Source organism: Pseudomonas sp. REP124, from assembly GCF_020164475.1.
In the GTDB taxonomy this organism is placed as follows: Bacteria; Pseudomonadota; Gammaproteobacteria; order Pseudomonadales; family Pseudomonadaceae; genus Aquipseudomonas.
In genome coordinates this window covers 1-16,498 of record NZ_JAIQWX010000139.1, presented here as the reverse complement: position 1 = coordinate 16,498, position 16,498 = coordinate 1, and the positions used below count along the sequence as shown (strand labels likewise).

Annotated in this window: 16 protein-coding genes; 6 read left to right on the top strand and 10 right to left on the bottom strand. The window is 60.7% G+C overall.

What is annotated here, in order from left to right; translation table 11 throughout:
- Window positions 1-55: 55 nt before the first annotated feature.
- Together K9857_RS24760 and ilvA are read right to left on the bottom strand one after the other, a co-directional pair.
- The gene (locus tag K9857_RS24760) at window positions 56-481 is read right to left on the bottom strand and encodes a DUF2269 domain-containing protein (protein WP_224540265.1); all 426 of its coding nucleotides are present in this window, start codon (window positions 479-481) and stop codon (window positions 56-58) included.
- Between the two features lie 39 nt (window positions 482-520).
- Window positions 521-2,035 carry a threonine ammonia-lyase, biosynthetic gene (ilvA, locus tag K9857_RS24755; RefSeq protein WP_224540263.1) on the bottom strand — a complete coding sequence of 505 codons (1,515 nt, stop codon included), beginning with the start codon at window positions 2,033-2,035 and terminating at the stop codon, window positions 521-523.
- A 269-nt stretch (window positions 2,036-2,304) separates the two neighbouring features.
- On the opposite strand from ilvA, the gene rpiA reads away from it, so the two are divergent.
- Window positions 2,305-2,979 (top strand): ribose-5-phosphate isomerase RpiA, encoded by a 675-nt coding sequence (rpiA, locus tag K9857_RS24750; protein ID WP_224540261.1) that lies wholly within the window; start codon window positions 2,305-2,307, stop codon window positions 2,977-2,979.
- Between the two features lie 133 nt (window positions 2,980-3,112).
- Here the strand turns inward: rpiA and K9857_RS24745 are convergent, their stop codons facing one another.
- From K9857_RS24745 to K9857_RS24730, 4 genes are all read right to left on the bottom strand, one after another.
- Complete coding sequence (locus tag K9857_RS24745; RefSeq protein ID WP_224540259.1) at window positions 3,113-4,030, bottom strand: SdiA-regulated domain-containing protein; 918 nt, start codon at window positions 4,028-4,030, stop codon at window positions 3,113-3,115.
- 86 nt (window positions 4,031-4,116) lie between these two features.
- On the bottom strand, window positions 4,117-5,043 hold the full coding sequence (locus tag K9857_RS24740; RefSeq protein ID WP_224540257.1) for an SdiA-regulated domain-containing protein: 927 nt from the start codon (window positions 5,041-5,043) through the stop codon (window positions 4,117-4,119).
- 254 nt (window positions 5,044-5,297) lie between these two features.
- Entirely contained in the window at window positions 5,298-5,963 is a 666-nt protein-coding gene (locus K9857_RS24735) for a fumarylacetoacetate hydrolase family protein (protein WP_149416311.1), read from the bottom strand.
- A 37-nt stretch (window positions 5,964-6,000) separates the two neighbouring features.
- The gene (locus K9857_RS24730; protein WP_224540255.1) at window positions 6,001-7,395 is read right to left on the bottom strand and encodes an FAD-binding oxidoreductase; all 1,395 of its coding nucleotides are present in this window, start codon (window positions 7,393-7,395) and stop codon (window positions 6,001-6,003) included.
- A gap of 205 nt (window positions 7,396-7,600) precedes the next feature.
- Between K9857_RS24730 and serA the strand changes: the two genes are divergently transcribed.
- Window positions 7,601-8,830, top strand: a complete 1,230-nt coding sequence (gene serA / locus K9857_RS24725) for a phosphoglycerate dehydrogenase (protein ID WP_224540253.1) — start codon at window positions 7,601-7,603, stop codon at window positions 8,828-8,830.
- Between the two features lie 112 nt (window positions 8,831-8,942).
- Here serA and K9857_RS24720 read toward each other — a convergent pair whose 3' ends face one another.
- Window positions 8,943-9,368 carry a DUF4399 domain-containing protein gene (locus K9857_RS24720; RefSeq protein ID WP_224540251.1) on the bottom strand — a complete coding sequence of 142 codons (426 nt, stop codon included), beginning with the start codon at window positions 9,366-9,368 and terminating at the stop codon, window positions 8,943-8,945.
- A gap of 134 nt (window positions 9,369-9,502) precedes the next feature.
- On the opposite strand from K9857_RS24720, the gene K9857_RS24715 reads away from it, so the two are divergent.
- The gene (locus K9857_RS24715; protein WP_224540248.1) at window positions 9,503-10,090 is read left to right on the top strand and encodes a transporter substrate-binding domain-containing protein; all 588 of its coding nucleotides are present in this window, start codon (window positions 9,503-9,505) and stop codon (window positions 10,088-10,090) included.
- Between the two features lie 137 nt (window positions 10,091-10,227).
- Here the strand turns inward: K9857_RS24715 and K9857_RS24710 are convergent, their stop codons facing one another.
- Together K9857_RS24710 and K9857_RS24705 are read right to left on the bottom strand one after the other, a co-directional pair.
- Complete coding sequence (locus K9857_RS24710; RefSeq protein ID WP_224540247.1) at window positions 10,228-10,713, bottom strand: DUF523 domain-containing protein; 486 nt, start codon at window positions 10,711-10,713, stop codon at window positions 10,228-10,230.
- Window positions 10,714-10,715: 2 nt separating this feature from the next.
- Entirely contained in the window at window positions 10,716-11,348 is a 633-nt protein-coding gene (locus tag K9857_RS24705; RefSeq protein WP_224540245.1) for a 2OG-Fe(II) oxygenase, read from the bottom strand.
- Between the two features lie 108 nt (window positions 11,349-11,456).
- Between K9857_RS24705 and K9857_RS24700 the strand changes: the two genes are divergently transcribed.
- Window positions 11,457-12,209 (top strand): DUF2059 domain-containing protein, encoded by a 753-nt coding sequence (locus tag K9857_RS24700; protein ID WP_224540243.1) that lies wholly within the window; start codon window positions 11,457-11,459, stop codon window positions 12,207-12,209.
- A gap of 111 nt (window positions 12,210-12,320) precedes the next feature.
- Here the strand turns inward: K9857_RS24700 and K9857_RS24695 are convergent, their stop codons facing one another.
- On the bottom strand, window positions 12,321-13,268 hold the full coding sequence (locus K9857_RS24695) for an alpha/beta hydrolase (RefSeq protein ID WP_224540240.1): 948 nt from the start codon (window positions 13,266-13,268) through the stop codon (window positions 12,321-12,323).
- A gap of 96 nt (window positions 13,269-13,364) precedes the next feature.
- On the opposite strand from K9857_RS24695, the gene K9857_RS24690 reads away from it, so the two are divergent.
- The gene (locus K9857_RS24690; RefSeq protein ID WP_224540238.1) at window positions 13,365-13,946 is read left to right on the top strand and encodes a DUF6436 domain-containing protein; all 582 of its coding nucleotides are present in this window, start codon (window positions 13,365-13,367) and stop codon (window positions 13,944-13,946) included.
- A gap of 111 nt (window positions 13,947-14,057) precedes the next feature.
- Window positions 14,058-16,469, top strand: a complete 2,412-nt coding sequence (locus K9857_RS24685; protein ID WP_224540236.1) for a penicillin acylase family protein — start codon at window positions 14,058-14,060, stop codon at window positions 16,467-16,469.
- Window positions 16,470-16,498 lie beyond the last annotated feature (29 nt).

Sequence of the window (16,498 nt, the reverse complement as noted above, 5' to 3'; positions counted from 1 at the left end):
GATCTCCCTGTAGGAGCGAGGCTTGCCCGCGAAGAATTCGATACGGTTTCAGACTTTAAACCGGCTTGGCGCCCATCAACCCGGCAATGGCGATAAAGCAGACAAAACTGAACAGCGCCAGGGCAAAGCTGAACCGCCCCACCCCACCCGGCGTCTTGCGCGCCTTGTTCAGCCGTACCAGCAACCAGAACCACGCCAGCGCCGCCACGGTGTAGAGCACGCTGGATGCCAGCAGCCAGGTCTGCCCCAGCGGCCAGCCCACCAGGTGCACCATCCACCAGCCGGTGAAGGGCATGCTCAGCAGCGCCAGCCCCATCAGCAGCCAGATGAACACCCGCGGACGTTGCAGGGTACGACTTGGCGCCGTGGCATCACCGCTGCGTTTTGTACGCCAGACCCAGAATCCCAGGCCCAGCGCGCACAGCAGCAGAATGACCGTGGCCGCCGTGTGCGCCGCTTTCAGGGCAGTTAACGTTTCCATGGTTCGATTTCCTTAGGCCTTGCCCCCAAGCGTAGCCGTTCAGCCAAGAAACAGCTGATAGGCCGGATTATCGCTTTCGTCCCAGTACGGGTAGCCGATCTCTTCCAGCGCCTCCGGCACCAGATGACGCTCGTCATGGGGCACTTGCAGGCCCGCGACCACACGGCCATCCGCTGCGCCATGGTTGCGGTAATGGAACATCGAGATGTTCCAGCGTCCGCCCAGCTTATTAAGGAAGTTGAACAAGGCCCCCGGACGCTCAGGGAATTCGAAGCGCAGGATCACTTCGTCCACCACGTGCGCCGCGCGACCGCCGACCATGTGCCGGATGTGCAGCTTGGCCAGCTCGTTGTCGGTCAGGTCGACCACCGGGAAACCCTGCTCGCCGAGGCTGGCGATAAGCGCGCTGCGCGGGTCGGTGTCCGGGTGGGTCTGCACACCAACGAAAATGTGCGCTTCGCTGCCGGTGTTGTAGCGATAGTTGAATTCGGTGATCTGGCGCTTGCCGATGGCCTCACAGAACGCTTTGAAGCTGCCCGGCTTCTCGGGAATGGTCACGGCGATGATGGCTTCGCGGCCCTCACCCAGTTCGGCACGCTCGGCCACATGGCGCAGACGGTCGAAATTGACGTTGGCGCCGGAGTCGATAGCGACGAAGGTGTGCCCGTTGATGCCGCGCTGCTCGACATACTTCTTGATCCCAGCCACGCCAAGTGCGCCGGCAGGTTCGGTGATCGAGCGGGTATCGTCGTAGATATCCTTGATGGCTGCGCAGATCTCGTCGGTGCTGACGGTAATCACTTCATCGACGTGATCCTTGCAGATGTCGAAAGTGTGCTGGCCGATCTGCGCCACCGCCACGCCGTCGGCGAAGATGCCTACGGTCGGCAGCACCACGCGCTCGCCCGCGGCCATGGCGGCCTGCAGGCAATTGGAGTCGTCCGGCTCGACGCCGATGATCTTGATGTCCGGGCGCAGGTATTTGACGTACGCCGCGATGCCGGCGATCAGGCCGCCGCCGCCCACCGGGACGAAAATCGCATCCAGACGCCCCGGGTGCTGACGCAGAATCTCCATGGCCACCGTGCCCTGCCCGGCAATGGTGTGGGGATCGTCATAGGGGTGAATGTAGACGTAGCCTTTTTCGTCGACCAGTTTCAGCGAGTAGGTTAGGGCTTCGGGAAACGAGTCGCCGTGCAGCACCACTTTGCCGCCGCGCGAGCGCACGCCTTCGACTTTGATCTCGGGGGTGGTCTTGGGCATGACGATGGTCGCCTTCACACCCAGCACCTTGGCCGCCAGGGCCAGGCCCTGGGCATGGTTGCCCGCCGAAGCGGTGACCACGCCACGGGCGCGCTCTTCGTCGCTCAGCTGCGTGAGCTTGTTGTACGCGCCGCGAATCTTGAACGAGAACACCGGCTGCAAGTCTTCACGCTTGAGCCAAATCTCATTGCCCAGCCGCTCGGAGAGCTGACGGGCAGTCTGCAATGGGGTTTCTACGGCAACGTCATAAACGCGCGAGGTGAGGATCTTTTTGACGTACTGTTCAAGCATCGGAAAGCATCACTGAGCGGGTTGGGCAGGACCACGGAGTCTAACCTGCAATTTGGCCGGGCGACCACCCTGTAGGAGCCAGCTTGCTCGCGATGGACGCCCAGGCACCGCGGGCATTCAGACAGCCCGCGTCATCGTTGACGACCATCGCGAGCAAGCTGGCTCCTACAGGGATTGGCGCCGGCCCGCCAATCGGGCAATGACCTTCCCCGCCCCGAAGCCTATAATGCCGGCCTTTCGTTCCCCCTCTTCGGCACCTCGGAGCCCGCATGACCCAGGATCAACTCAAACAGGCAGTGGCTCAGGCCGCCGTCGACTTCATCCTCCCGAAACTCGACGACAAGAGCATCGTCGGGGTCGGCACCGGCTCCACCGCCAACTGCTTCATCGACGCCCTGGCCAAGCACAAGGGCGCGTTCGATGGCGCGGTGGCCAGCTCCGAAGCCACTGCCGCGCGCCTCAAGGGTCACGGCATTCCGGTGTACGAACTGAACACCGTCAGCGACCTTGAGTTTTACGTCGACGGCGCCGATGAGAGCGACGAGCACCTGAATCTGATCAAGGGCGGCGGCGCAGCCCTGACCCGCGAGAAGATTGTCGCGGCCGTGGCCAAGACCTTCATCTGCATCGCCGACGCCAGCAAGCTGGTGCCGGTGCTCGGCGCCTTCCCGCTGCCGGTTGAAGTGATCCCGATGGCCCGCAGCCACGTGGCCCGCCAGCTGGTGAAACTGGGCGGCGACCCGGTTTACCGCGAAGGCGTGGTGACCGATAACGGCAACATCATCCTCGATGTGTTCAACATGCAGATCACTAACCCGGTTGAGCTGGAAGCGCAGATCAATGCGATCGTGGGCGTGGTCACCAATGGTTTGTTCGCGGCGCGGCCGGCGGATTTGCTGTTGTTGGGGACGAGTGAGGGTGTGAAGACCCTGGAAGCCAAATAATCCGTCACCAAGAACACAAAACCTGTGGGAGCGAGCCTGCTCGCGATAGCGGTGTAACAGCCAGCAGAGATGCTGAATGTTATGACCTCATCGCGAGCAGGCTCGCTCCCACAGTTGTTTCATGCAGGACCTGTCAGGGCTGTGCGGGTTTCTTGAAAACGTAAAACAGATTCGGCTCGCTCACCAGGTACATCGTCCCTTCGTCGTCCATGGCGATCCCCTCCGCCTGGGGCACGGTCTTTTGCAGCCCCTGGCTGCCCTTGCGCAAGGCCATGGTGCTCAGCGGTCGCCCGTCCACATCCAGCTCCAGAATCAGCCGCGACTCGTCGGACAGCGCCATCAAGTGCCCGCTGCGTTCGTCGTATTGCAGGCTCGACAGGTCGCGCACGAACATCCCGGCATCGCGCTTGGGGTTGTTGATGACGTGCACCGCGTAGGATTTTTCCGGATTGAAGTGCGGAAACCCGTGCACTTCATAGATCAGCATCGGGTCGCGCTCCTTGGCCACGAACAGGCGCTTGCCCACCGAATCGTAGGCCAGACCCTCGAAGCCCTTGTTGCTGCTCATGTGCACGCCCAAGGTCATCTGCTCGGCATCCGCCGCATCGATGAACGTGGTGTCATTCTCGACACGGACCTTGATCAGGCGCTGCTGATACTCGTCGGTGATCACATAGGTGTCGGCGCTGATGAACTCAACCGCTTCCGGATCGCCGAAGCCGACCAATGCGATACGCCGCAGGATCTTGCCGTCGAGGGAGAGTTCGATCAGCTCCGAGTTTTGATTGGTGACGGTGAACAGGCTTTTGCGCACCGGATCGAAGGTCAATGCCGAGACATCATCGTCCAGACCTTCGATGACCTGCCCTTCCAGGACCGCCCGATACTGATCCAGGCCGATGGACTGCTCATTCATCGGCCTCCAAAGCGTGTGCAGGTTGAACCAGGCCCGCTCGAACAGGCGCAGGTACCGACCGATCGCGATCAACAGGATCAGCGCAATCATCAATACCAGGAGAATCAGCGGTTTGGGGCGGGCAAATCGGCGCATGGACGCAGGCTCGGAATCAAAACAGGCGGATGAAATATCACGCCTGTCTGAATTAAAGCTTAATGGCCATCAGCCCCCATAGGGAATCACTTCTGTTTTTCGAAGCGGTAGAACAGGTTCGGCTCGCTGACGATGTACAGCGTGCCCGCCTCGTCCATGGTCACGCCTTCGGCGCGGGGAATGGTGTTTTTCAGGCCGTTGAAGCCGCGCAGCAGGGTCATGAAACTGACCTGCTCACCCTTTTCATCCAGCTCCAGCAGCAGATGAGAGTCGGCGGACAACACCAGGGTGTGGCCGGTGCGCGGGTCGATGGCCAGGGCCGACAGATTGCGTATATCCAGTTCATCGCTGGCCAGTTTCTGCTTGTCGCCGATCAGTTTCTGGCCGTCGCTCTTCCAGGTGAACAGCGCCGGTGGACGCTCCTCGCCCAGCAACAATTGCTGATTGCGCGCATCCCAGGTGACAGCCTCGAACGCCTTGTTCTGGTCTTTCGAAGGGCCAAGATCGTATTTGGGGAAATCGGCGATGTTCAGTTCGCGGGTATCGGCATCGACCTTGACGATGGTCACCATGTGGTCGCGCTCGTCGACGATCGCCAGCAGACCATTGCCCAGCACGGTGACAGCCTCAGGATTGCTCCAGCCCACCAGCGGCATTTTGCGCAATACATCGCCCTGCAAGGTCAGCTCGGCCAGGAACGGGTTTTTGCCCATCACCGAAAACAGGGTCTTGGTCTGCGGGTCGTAGGCCACGTCCGAAGCCTCGTCCTTCTCCATGCCCGCCAGCGGCTTGGCGTCGATCACCGCGCGGTAATCCGGCAGCCAGATGCTTTCCTGCTTCTCGGCGGCGCTTTCGAAGCGTTCCTTCACCCACAGCACGCCACGGTCATCCCAATGCATGGCGAACGCCAGGCCAAAGGCAACCACGACTACCAGCAACAGCCAGGTGTACCAGCGCAGGGCGAAGCGCGAGCGGCGAGCGGGTTTGAGCGAAGGCAGGGGTTGGGTGGACATGGGGTATTCATCCAGGAATCGAGGCTACGGGTAATAGCACAAATTAGCTTGGCTCAGACGCCAAAAAGCCAAGCATTATCCAGAGAGAATGTGAAAAAAACGGGAAATGGCGGGATTGCCCTGAACGGGACTAACAAGAACCAAAACAACGGTAGGAGCGAAGCTTGCTCGCGAATGCGGTGTATCAGACGACATTGTTGTCGACTGACACTACGCCTTCGCGAGCAAGCTTCGCTCCTACAGGGGTATCCGGACTAGCGAACGCTGCTGGTAAAGCTGCTGGCGCCTGGCAGTTCGAGAACCAGCTCATCACCGACATTCAGCGGGCCGACGCCAACCGGCGTGCCGGTCAGGATCACGTCGCCAGCCTGCAGCGAGAAACAGCCGGCCATGTGCTGGATCATCGGCACGATCGGGTTGAGCATGGCGCTGCTGTTGCCGTCCTGGCGAACTTCGCCGTTGATGGTCAGGCGAATGCCGATGTCGGTCAGGTCGGCGAAGGTGCTGCCGGACACGAACGGGGCGATCACCGCCGCGCCGTCGAAGGACTTGGCGATTTCCCAAGGCAGGCCCTTGGACTTCAACTCGGCCTGCTTGTCGCGCAGGGTCAGGTCAAGAGCCGGGGCGAAGCCGGAAATGGCGTCGAGCACTTCTTCACGGCTCGGTTTGGTCGACAACGGCTTGCCGATCAACACAGCGATTTCCGCTTCGTAATGCACCGAACCGCGCTCGGTCGGAATGCTGAAACCGCCTTCCAGCGGCACCACACAACTGCCCGGCTTGATGAACAGCAGTGGTTCGGTAGGCACCGGATTGTCCAGTTCCTTGGCGTGTTCGGCGTAGTTACGGCCGATGCACACCACTTTGCCCAGCGGGAAGTGAATACGCGTACCGTCGACATACTGGTGCTGATAGCTCATGGAACGACTCCTGGTTCGTAGCGCTTAAATTCAAAACTCAAACAGCGAAAATCTTGCCCGGGTTCATGATCCCGTTCGGGTCGAACACCGCCTTGACCGCTTTCATGTACTCGATCTCGGCCGGCGAACGGCTGTAAGTCAGGTAATCCCGCTTGGTCATGCCTACGCCGTGCTCGGCGGAGATCGAGCCGTTGTACTTCTCGACGATCTCGAACACCCACTTGTTCACGGTCGCGCACTTGGCGAAAAACTCGTCCTTGCTCAGGTCATCCGGCTTGAGGATGTTCAGATGCAGGTTGCCGTCGCCGATGTGGCCGTACCAGACGACTTCGAAATCCGGGTAATGCTTGCCGACGATCGCATCGATTTCCTTGAGAAACGCCGGGACTTTCGACACGGTGACCGAAATGTCGTTCTTGTACGGCGTCCAGTGGGAAATGGTTTCGGAGATGTACTCGCGCAGCTTCCACAGATTCTGCAGCTGGGTTTCGCTCTGGCTCATCACGCCGTCCAGCACCCAGCCCTGCTCCACGCAGTGCTCGAAGGTTTCCAGGGCCAGGTTGGCCACTTCTTCGGTGGTCGCCTCGAATTCCAGCAGCACGTAGAACGGGCAACCGGTTTCAAACGGTGCAGGGACGTCGCCACGGCCCATGATCTTGGCCAGAGCCTTGTCGGAGAAGAATTCGAATGCGGTCAGGTCAAGCTTGCCCTGAAACGCGTGCAGCACCGGCATGATCGAGTCGAAATCGGCGGTGCCGAGGACCATCGCAGTGAGGTTTTTCGGGGCCCGATCCAGACGCATGGTGGCTTCGACGACAAAACCGAGTGTGCCTTCGGAGCCGATGAACAGCTGACGCATGTCGTAGCCGGTGGCGTTCTTGATCAGGTCGCGGTTCAGCTCCAGCACATCACCCTTGCCGGTGACCACTTTCATGCCGGCCACCCAGTTGCGGGTCATGCCGTAGCGAATGACCTTGATCCCGCCGGCATTGGTGCCGATATTGCCGCCAATCTGGCTGGAACCGGCGGAAGCGAAGTCCACCGGGTAGTACAGACCCTTTTCTTCGGCGACGTTCTGCAGATGCTCGGTGACCACGCCCGGCTGACAGACGGCGGTGCGGTCGGTGAGGTTCACGTCGAGGATCTGGTTCATATAGTCGAACGAGACGACGACCTCGCCATTGGCCGCCACCGCTGCGGCGGAAAGCCCGGTACGCCCGCCGGAAGGCACCAGCGCGACCTTGTGCCTGTTGGCCCACAGGACGATGGCCTGGACCTGTTCGGTGGTTTTGGGAAACACGATGGCCGTGGGGGCCGGAGGGAAATGCTTGGTCCAGTCCTTGCCGTAGGCGTTCAGCGATTCGGCATCGGTCAACACCTTGCCAGGCTCAACCAGGGTCTTCAGCTCTTCAATCACGGCATGACTGGTCATCGACAGAACTCTCGAACAATTCATGGTCATCCTGAGAACGCTTCACGTCGCAGGAATGAGTGTTTGGCGGGGGCGTATGCTAGCATACCGACCCCGCAGCATAGTGCCCAAGGGCGATTCTGCGGCGACGGCTTTCCTGCCGTTCGGGTCAGCTCCGGGCTGCTCCCTTCCCTGCCATTTTTCTCCGGGATACAGGTTTACGCAGATGAGCAAGACTTCTCTCGACAAGAGCAAGATCAAGTTCCTTCTTCTCGAAGGCGTCCATCAATCGGCTGTCGACGTCCTCAAGGCGGCGGGCTACACCAGCATCGAGTACCTCACCGGTTCCCTGCCGGAAGCCCAGCTGAAGGAAAAGATCGCTGATGCTCACTTCATCGGCATTCGCTCCCGCACTCAACTGACTGAAGAGATCTTCGATCACGCGAAGAAACTCGTCGCTGTCGGCTGTTTCTGCATCGGCACCAACCAGGTCGACCTGGACGCGGCCCGCGAGCGCGGTATCGCCGTGTTCAACGCCCCGTACTCCAACACCCGTTCCGTTGCCGAGCTGGTGCTGGCCGAAGCGATCCTGTTGCTGCGCGGCATCCCTGAGAAGAACGCTTCCTGCCACCGTGGCGGCTGGATCAAAAGCGCGGCCAACTCCTTCGAAATCCGCGGCAAGAAGCTGGGCATCGTCGGTTATGGCTCGATCGGTACTCAACTGTCCGTCCTGGCCGAAGGCCTGGGCATGCAGGTTTACTTCTACGACACCGTGACCAAGCTGCCGCTGGGTAACGCCACTCAGGTCGGCAACCTGCACGAGCTGCTGGGCATGTCCGACATCGTGACCCTGCACGTTCCGGAAACCGCTGCGACCCAGTGGATGATCGGCGAGAAGGAAATCCGCGCCATCAAGAAGGGCGGCATCCTGATCAACGCCGCACGCGGCACCGTGGTCGAGCTGGACCACCTGGCAGACGCCATCAAGGACAAGCACCTGATCGGCGCGGCCATCGACGTATTCCCGGTGGAGCCTCGCTCCAACGACGAAGAGTTCGAAAGCCCGCTGCGTGGCCTGGACAACGTGATCCTGACCCCGCACATCGGTGGTTCCACTGCCGAGGCGCAAGCCAACATCGGTCTGGAAGTGGCCGAGAAGCTGGTCAAGTACAGCGACAACGGTACTTCGGTATCGTCCGTGAACTTCCCGGAAGTGGCCCTGCCGGCTCACCCTGGCAAGCACCGTCTGCTGCACATCCACGAGAACATCCCGGGTGTGATGAGCGAGATCAACAAGGTCTTCGCCGAAAACGGCATCAACATCTCCGGTCAGTTCCTGCAGACCAACGACAAGGTCGGCTACGTTGTAATCGACGTGGACGCCGAATATTCGGAACTGGCGCAAGAGAAGCTGCAGCACGTCAACGGCACTATCCGTAGTCGCGTGCTTTTCTAAAGCAGCTACAAGCCTCGAGCTACAAGCGGCAAGCTGAGGTTTGCTTTGCTTGTGGCTTATAGCTTGAAACTTGCAGCTCAATAAAAAAGGGAGCCCCGAAGGGCTCCCTTTTTTATTTGACGTTAACGGTGATCTTTTCCGAAACGATCGGCGGATCGAACGGCATGTGGTTCGCATCACCCAATTCCAGCTGCAGGGTGTGTTCGCCCGGGGTCAGCGTCACTTCAGCCTGAGTCTGCGCCTTGCCGAAGTGAATATGGTTGGCATCGCTTGGAATCGGCTGACCGGCGGCAGGCAACTGGTCGACGTCGATCAGCAGATGGTGATGGCCGGTGTTCTTGGTAGGATCGCCGGCAGGCGCCAGCGAAACGTTTTCAACAGCGAACTTGACCATGAAGGTCTTCGGAACCGTGCCGCCGTCCTTGGGAGATACGATGGACACTTCGGCACCTTTCGGCGCGGGCGTCGCCGCACTGGCCAACACTGAAACACCCATCAACAGGCCAGCCAAAGCAGCACGTGACATAAAGGATTTCATTCTCTTCTCCAGTTTTTCCGTAAAATTCGCGTGACCATCACAACTTCATGGTCAATCGTTGTCGAAGGCACTCGACAACCATAGCAAAGCGAGCCTGAACCAGAGCGTCGCAATAATGAATTCAAGGAGTGACCATGCGCTTTCTGCCTGGCCTGATCTGTCTGCTACCCCTTTTGAGCCCTTTGGCTCACGCCGAACTGATTGATGACGTAAACGATCGCGGTGAATTGCGCATCGCCCTCGACGCCAATACCCCACCTTTCAATTTCAAGAAAGACGACAAGCTCGATGGCTTCGAAGTCGAATTGGGTCAACTGCTGGCCAACGAACTGGATGTGCGCGCCGACTTCGTCGTCACCGATGCCAACGATCTGCTGACCGGCGTCGAGAGCGGCAAGTACGACATCGCCATCAATCACATTACACAGACCCCGGCGCTCGCGGATCGTTTCGACTTCAGCGAACCTTACATTCGCACCAGCGCGCAATTGATCGCGAAGAAGGACGAGCAGCCGCAATCGATCCTGCTGGTGCAGTCGCTGACGGAAGAGAAACCCAAGGCTGTGCCGACGGTGAACCTGGCGATCCCGTTCCAGAAGGGCAACCCGGCGTTTCATGCGAGCCTGGAGAATGCGTTACAGCGGATCAAGGCGGATGGTCGGTTGCAGGCGTTGGAGGAGAAGTGGTTTGGGGCGGAGTCGGGGGTTGCGGCTAAACCTTGAGACACAGCAGAGTCAAACTTAATGCAAAACCTGTGGGAGCGGGCTTGCCCGCGATAGCGATTTCTCATTCAACACAGATGTTGCCTGACACTCAGCTATCGCGGGCAAGCCCGCTCCCACAGGTTCTGTGTTGTTGATTAGTTGAGTCTTGCCAGCGCCTCAGCCGCCTCAGCCAGCTCCAGCTCACTGAACACCAGCACCCCATGGCGCTTGAGCAACGCCGCCGTCACCCCCTCGCCACTGACCTTCACCCCGCTGAACGTCCCGTCATACGTCTGCCGGTTGCCACAGGAAGGGCTGTTGGCCTTGAGCACGGCGATGCGGATGCCGTGCTTTTGTACAAGCGCCAGCGCCTGATGGGCCCCGGACAGAAACTGCGCACTGACATCCTCACCCTCGGTGGTGATAACCGCCGCGCGTCCTTCCAGTACCTCCGTCCCCTGCCCACCGGGAATCTCAGCAGCGGCCCTCGGTGTCGGCAAACCGCCGGCGACCTCAGGGCACAAGGGCACGACCCGGCCTTCATCGAGCCAGACCTGCAACTGATCGAACGGCCCGCTGGCACCGCCGTCGTAGCGCACGCGGTGCCCCAGCAGACAGCGGCTTACCAGGATTTTCTGCATGATCAGAACGGCTCGTTGCCGCGACGGCGGAACCAGCCGGTCAACGACAGGCGTTCACGGGTCGCCGGCAGGACTTCGTGGGGGACATCGCCGGACAGGAACACCACCAGGCAGCCACCGGTCGGCAGCACATCGTGTTGCGTGTCCTCGTCCAGGTACATGCGCAGCTGACCGCCATGCTCCGGCAGCCAATCGTCGTTGAGGTAGACCACCGCCGACACCGCGCGTCGGTCGTCATCGCGGAAACGATCGACGTGCTTGAGGTAGAACGCGCCGGGCGGGTACATCGCGAAATGGCACTCGAAGTCTTCCAGGCCCAGGAACAGATGGCGATTCATCGCTTCGCGCAGGCTGTCCATCAGGTTCAGGTAGCTGTCGCAGGACTCGGCCTGGCCGGGATCAATCCACTGAATGTGATCGCCGCGAATGCCTTCGCGGATTTCCGTGGATGCGCCGCGCCCGACTCCGGCCGGCGCCAGTTCGCCCTCGACACTGCGTTTACGGCACTCGGCCGCCAGCGCGCGGGTCAAATCCGCAGGCAGGAAAATATTTTGCCGGGACCAGCCATGTGCAGCCAGGTCATCGACGATTCGTAACAGCAATGGGTGATCAGAAGGTATTTGCATGGCGCGCATAGTATTCCTGCGCCTGAAAATCCGACAGAGCCACGCGGCGGGTTGATACGAATTCTCGACAAGTCCGTATGCCACACGGAGAATAGTCGCCTGCTGACAGGAGTCCCTATGCGCCGTTTGCTTTTCTCTCTGCTGATGTTCTGCGTTTTGCCCGCCTGGGCAGACAGCCACGACCAGTTGTACAAGGTTGCAGGCTGGCCGGAACAACGCGCGCATTTCAATGATGCTCTTTCGGCCGCCCAGCAACGCTATCAAAACAGCCTGCCGCCAGCGGTGTTCCAGGCCCTGGTCAACAACAGCAATCAGCGTTTCGATGCCAAGGCCGTGGATCAGCGCGCTGAAGCGCAATTGCGCAAGAACCTTGCCGATCCGAAACCTGCCTTGACGTTTTTCCAGTCGCCACTGGGCAAGAAGATCGTCGCCGCCGAATTGCTGGCGACCCGACGCGATCAGCTGGCGAAAAACGCCAAGGGCCTACCGAAGATGACCGCCAGCGACAGCCGCCTGCTGATCATTGGTCACTTGGCTCAGGCACTGCCTGCGCGTGAAGCCGGTGCCGAAGTCAGCCTGGCGATTGCCGGTGTGGCCGCTGACAGTTTGAGCTCGATGATTCCTGGACTGCTCGGCGGGGGTCAGGCGCAGGGCATGCTCAACGGGCAGCGCCAGCGTTTGATGGACCAGATCGGCAGTGACCTGAACAACACTCTGTTGTATGTCTATCGCGACCTGAGTGATGAAGAGCTGGAAGAGTTCGCTACCTTTGCCGAGTCGGCGGAGGGCAAGGCTTACTATCAGGCGGCGTTGGCGGCGATTCGGGCGGGGTTGGCGGTGGGGCAGAGCAACTCGAACCTCAATCCATAATTTTGGGCGCCCGTTAGCCCGCCATCGCGAGCAGGCTCGCTCCCACAGGGATGAGGTGCAAACAGATCCATTGTGGGAGCGAGCCTGCTCGCGATGAGGCCCTCACTGTCACTACACATTCCTGCCCTTGATCCTCTTGCTCAAAAATCCGAAGTACTCCCCCCGCATCGCCAGGGTCTCATTCGCCAAATGATGCCGCCCCTCCGGCAACATCAGCACCTGCGGGCGATCGAACTTGGCTTTCAACACTTCAAGGTTGTGCCGCCAATCCACGGTCATATCCGCCTGCCCTTGCACGATCAACGGCTGCCGCTGGCTGCGCGGTGCGGCCTCGATGCGCTTGATCCACCTTGACAGTGCGCCGACCCAGGCCGTCGGCAGGCGTCTCGCTTGCAGCGGGTCGGCCTGCAGGAACGGCAGGAAATCCGGATCGTTGGAGTTCTCGCTGAAGCGCCGGGCGATGCCTCTGACGAAAGGTTTGAGCAGGTAATAACTGACCTGCGACCAACCCCAGTCCCGCGGCCTTACCAGCGGCGCCAGCAGAATCACCTGACCTTGGGCCGGACTGTCCGTACCGGCATTGAGCACATGATCGATCACGATCGCCCCACCGGTACTCTGCCCACACAAGTGCCACGGTTGCGGCAGATCCAGCGACTTCGCTTCAGCAAACAACCCTTGCAGACTGTCCTGATACTCAGCGAAATCCCTGATGCTCGCCCGCTCGCCACTGGACAACCCATGCCCCGGCAAATCGCAGGCGATCACCGCAAAGCCCTGCTCCAGCGCCCAATAGATCACATGCCGGTAGAGACCGGTGTGGTCGTAGAAACCGTGAAGCATGAAGAGCGTCGCCTTCGGCCGCTCGGGTAACCAGACCTGGCTGACCAGTTCATAACCGTCGACCTGGAAACGCCCCAGCCGGCTGCTCACGTTGCGCGAGGAAAAATCCAGCCCGTAAAACCGCTGATAGGCCTGCGCCTGTGCGGACAGCGGCTGCCCCTCGGCCAAGGGTCGCAGGCTGGCGCGAAGTTGGTCAGGATCGAAGGTGGCAGACATGGGCGATTCCAGAGCGCAAAACGGACTTGATTGAGCTGCGATATTCATCTGTCGCGGCAAGCATGGCAAGCTAGCCGACCTTCGAGGATTGAACCCATGCGATCGCCGCTGCGCGCCACCCTGTTTATCAGCCTGCTTACCCTGATGTGTGCGGGTGTTCTGTGGGCGGCTTATGACTGGTTTCAGGGGCGTTACCTGCGCGCATTCAGCGAGCACACGGCGCTGTTCTCCGGCGACCCGCTGCGCCTGCCCGACACCCTCGCCGGCCCCGGCGCGATCCGTCTGGTGCACTTTTGGGACCCGGCCTGCCCGTGCAACGTCGGCAATCAACAGCACCTGAGCGAACTGGTCGAGCAATACGGACCGCAAGGCGTCGAATTCTATTCAGTGCAAAAACCCGGCAGCCACGGTGCATTGCCCAGCACCTTGAGCAACCTGAAAACCCTCAACGTGCTGCCCGGCTCCGAGCAGGTCCCCGCCAGCCCCGCCGTGGCGATCTGGGATCGCAGCGGCAAGCTGGCGTACTTCGGCCCGTACAGCGAAGGCCTGACCTGTAATTCGAGCAACAGCTTTATCGAGCCGATCCTCAAAGCGCTGAACGAAGGGCGCCCGGTGAGTGCCACGCACACACTTGCGGTGGGGTGTTACTGCCCTTGGCCGGTGGATAGCGCTCGTTAGAGCAAGATGCCGCAAAACGAATCCCTCCTACGGGCGATGCAGCCCTCGCGTACTCCGTGTTAAACAGTGGCTTCAGGGAACAGCTGCCACCCATAACAACAAGGAGTCACCATGAAACGTAGCCTGACCGTTCTCGGATTGCTGATCGCCGCGCTCGCCGCAGGAGCCGGCGGCTACCTCTACAGCAAGCAACCGACACGTCAGGGCATGGTGGAACTGCAACACCTGCAAAGCTCGGTCACCGTGCGCTACGACGAGCGCGGCGTGCCGCACATCCGCGCCGAAAACGAACCCGACCTGTACCGCGCCCTGGGTTACGTCCACGCCCAGGACCGGCTGTTCCAGATGGAAGTCCTGCGGCGCCTGGCCCGTGGCGAGCTGGCCGAAGTGCTCGGCCCGAAACTGCTGGACACCGACAAGCTGATGCGCAGCCTGCGCATTCGCGAACGCGCCGAAACCTACCTGGCGAATCTGGACAAGAACTCCCCCACCTTCATCGCCATGCAGGCCTATCTGGATGGCATCAACCAGTATCAGGACAGCCACGCCAAACCCATGGAGTTCGATGTGCTGGGCATTCCCAAACGCCCGTTCACCGCACAGGACACCATCAGCATCGCCGGCTACATGGCCTACAGCTTTGCCGCGGCCTTTCGCACCGAACCGCTGCTGACCTTCGTGCGCGATCAACTGGGCGCCGACTACCTGAGCGTGTTCGACCTCGAATGGCAACCCAAGGGCGTGCTGAGCAACCACGACAACAGTGCCGCGCCTGCGCTGACCAATGTCGATTGGAAAGACCTCAACGCCCTCGCCCGCCTGAGCGAACAGGCCCTGACCGACAATGGCCTGCCGCAGTTCGAGGGCAGCAATGCCTGGGCTGTTTCCGGCAGCCGCACCAAAAGCGGCAAGCCGCTGCTGGCGGGCGACCCGCATATCCGCTTCTCCGCGCCGTCGGTGTGGTACGAGGCGCACCTCACGTCTCCCGGTTTCGAACTCTATGGGCACTATCAGTCGCTGATGCCGTTCGCCTCGCTGGGCATGAACCGTGATTTCGGCTGGAGCATCACCATGTTCCAGAACGACGACCTCGATCTGATCGCCGAGAAGGTCAACCCCGACAATCCGAATCAGGTCTGGTATCGCGGCAAATGGGTCGACATGGTGACCAGCGAACAGCAGATCGCGGTCAAGGGCCAGGAGCCGGTGACCCTGAAGTTGCGCCAGTCGCCTCACGGTCCGATCGTCAACGATGCGCTGGGCAACAGCGTCGGCAAGACGCCGATCGCCATGTGGTGGGCGTTTCTCGAAACCCAGAACCCGATTCTCGAAGGCTTCTACCAGCTCAACCGCGCCGACACCCTGGTCAAGGCCCGAACCGCCGCCGCAAAAATCCAGGCGCCGGGCCTGAACGTCGTCTGGGCCAATGCCAAGGGCGACATCGGCTGGTGGGCCGCGGCGCAACTGCCCAAGCGCCCGGCGGGTGTGCGCCCGTGGTTCATTCTTGACGGCAGCACCAACGACGCTGACAAGGACGGTTTCTATCCATTCAGCGCCAACCCTCAGGAAGAAAACCCGGCACGGGGCTACATCGTCTCGGCCAACTTCCAGCCGGTGTCGCCGACGGGCATCGAGATCCCCGGTTACTACAACCTGGCCGACCGTGGCCAGCAGCTTAACCATCAGCTGGGCGACAAGAACGTCAAATGGAATCTGGAATCCAGCCAGGCCCTGCAACTGGGCACCACCACCGGCTACGGGCCGCGGTTGCTGGCACCGCTGATTCCAGTGTTGCGCAGCGTGGTGAGTGATCCCGCCGAGCTGAAACTGGTGGAGCAGTTGGCGATCTGGAAGGGTGATTACCCGCTCGACTCGGTCAACGGCACGGTGTTCAACCAGTTCCTGTTCAATCTCGCCGACTCGGCGATGCACGATGAGTTGGGCGATCAGTTTTTCGAAACCCTACTCTCGACTCGGGTAATCGATGCCGCACTGCCGAGGCTGGCGGCCAACCCGGACTCCCCCTGGTGGGACAACCGCAACACCCTCGGCAAGGAAACCCGCGCCGATACGGTCAAGGCAGCCTGGCAAGCGAGCATCGCCCATCTCAAGACCACCCTCGGCACGGACTTCACGCAATGGCAGTGGGGCCAAGCGCACACCCTCACCCACGGCCATCCGCTGGGCCAGCAAAAGCCGCTGGACAGGCTGTTCAACGTCGGCCCCTTCGCCGCACCCGGCAGCCATGAAGTGCCGAACAACCTCTCGGCGAAAATCGGCCCGGCGCCTTGGCCGGTGACCTACGGCCCATCGACCCGACGCCTGATCGACTTCGCCGACCCGACCCACAGTCTGACCGTCAATCCGGTGGGTCAGAGCGGGGTGTTGTTCGACAGGCACTATGACGATCAGGCGGAGGCGTATATCGAGGGGGTGTATTTCCAGGCGCATCTGAATGATGAAGAGGTGACGGCGAATACGCGCAGTACGTTGAAGCTGTTGCCGTCGCGGTCTGGGCAGTAGATCTTTGCTGCCTTCACCGGCCTCTTCGC

Bases quoted from the DNA above. Each gene is read 5' to 3' on its own strand.
- K9857_RS24690 (WP_224540238.1), top strand. From the start codon at position 13,365: ATGCGATCGCCGCTGCGCGCCACCCTGTTTATCAGCCTGCTTACCCTG.
- K9857_RS24745 (WP_224540259.1), bottom strand. From the start codon at position 4,030: ATGCGCCGATTTGCCCGCCCCAAACCGCTGATTCTCCTGGTATTGATG.
- K9857_RS24735 (WP_149416311.1), bottom strand. From the start codon at position 5,963: ATGAGCTATCAGCACCAGTATGTCGACGGTACGCGTATTCACTTCCCG.
- K9857_RS24760 (WP_224540265.1), bottom strand. From the start codon at position 481: ATGGAAACGTTAACTGCCCTGAAAGCGGCGCACACGGCGGCCACGGTC.
- ilvA (WP_224540263.1), bottom strand. From the start codon at position 2,035: ATGCTTGAACAGTACGTCAAAAAGATCCTCACCTCGCGCGTTTATGAC.
- K9857_RS24720 (WP_224540251.1), bottom strand. From the start codon at position 9,368: ATGAAATCCTTTATGTCACGTGCTGCTTTGGCTGGCCTGTTGATGGGT.
- K9857_RS24710 (WP_224540247.1), bottom strand. From the start codon at position 10,713: ATGCAGAAAATCCTGGTAAGCCGCTGTCTGCTGGGGCACCGCGTGCGC.
- K9857_RS24705 (WP_224540245.1), bottom strand. From the start codon at position 11,348: ATGCGCGCCATGCAAATACCTTCTGATCACCCATTGCTGTTACGAATC.
- K9857_RS24695 (WP_224540240.1), bottom strand. From the start codon at position 13,268: ATGTCTGCCACCTTCGATCCTGACCAACTTCGCGCCAGCCTGCGACCC.
- rpiA (WP_224540261.1), top strand. From the start codon at position 2,305: ATGACCCAGGATCAACTCAAACAGGCAGTGGCTCAGGCCGCCGTCGAC.
- K9857_RS24700 (WP_224540243.1), top strand. From the start codon at position 11,457: ATGCGCCGTTTGCTTTTCTCTCTGCTGATGTTCTGCGTTTTGCCCGCC.
- K9857_RS24685 (WP_224540236.1), top strand. From the start codon at position 14,058: ATGAAACGTAGCCTGACCGTTCTCGGATTGCTGATCGCCGCGCTCGCC.
- K9857_RS24715 (WP_224540248.1), top strand. From the start codon at position 9,503: ATGCGCTTTCTGCCTGGCCTGATCTGTCTGCTACCCCTTTTGAGCCCT.
- K9857_RS24730 (WP_224540255.1), bottom strand. From the start codon at position 7,395: ATGACCAGTCATGCCGTGATTGAAGAGCTGAAGACCCTGGTTGAGCCT.
- serA (WP_224540253.1), top strand. From the start codon at position 7,601: ATGAGCAAGACTTCTCTCGACAAGAGCAAGATCAAGTTCCTTCTTCTC.
- K9857_RS24740 (WP_224540257.1), bottom strand. From the start codon at position 5,043: ATGTCCACCCAACCCCTGCCTTCGCTCAAACCCGCTCGCCGCTCGCGC.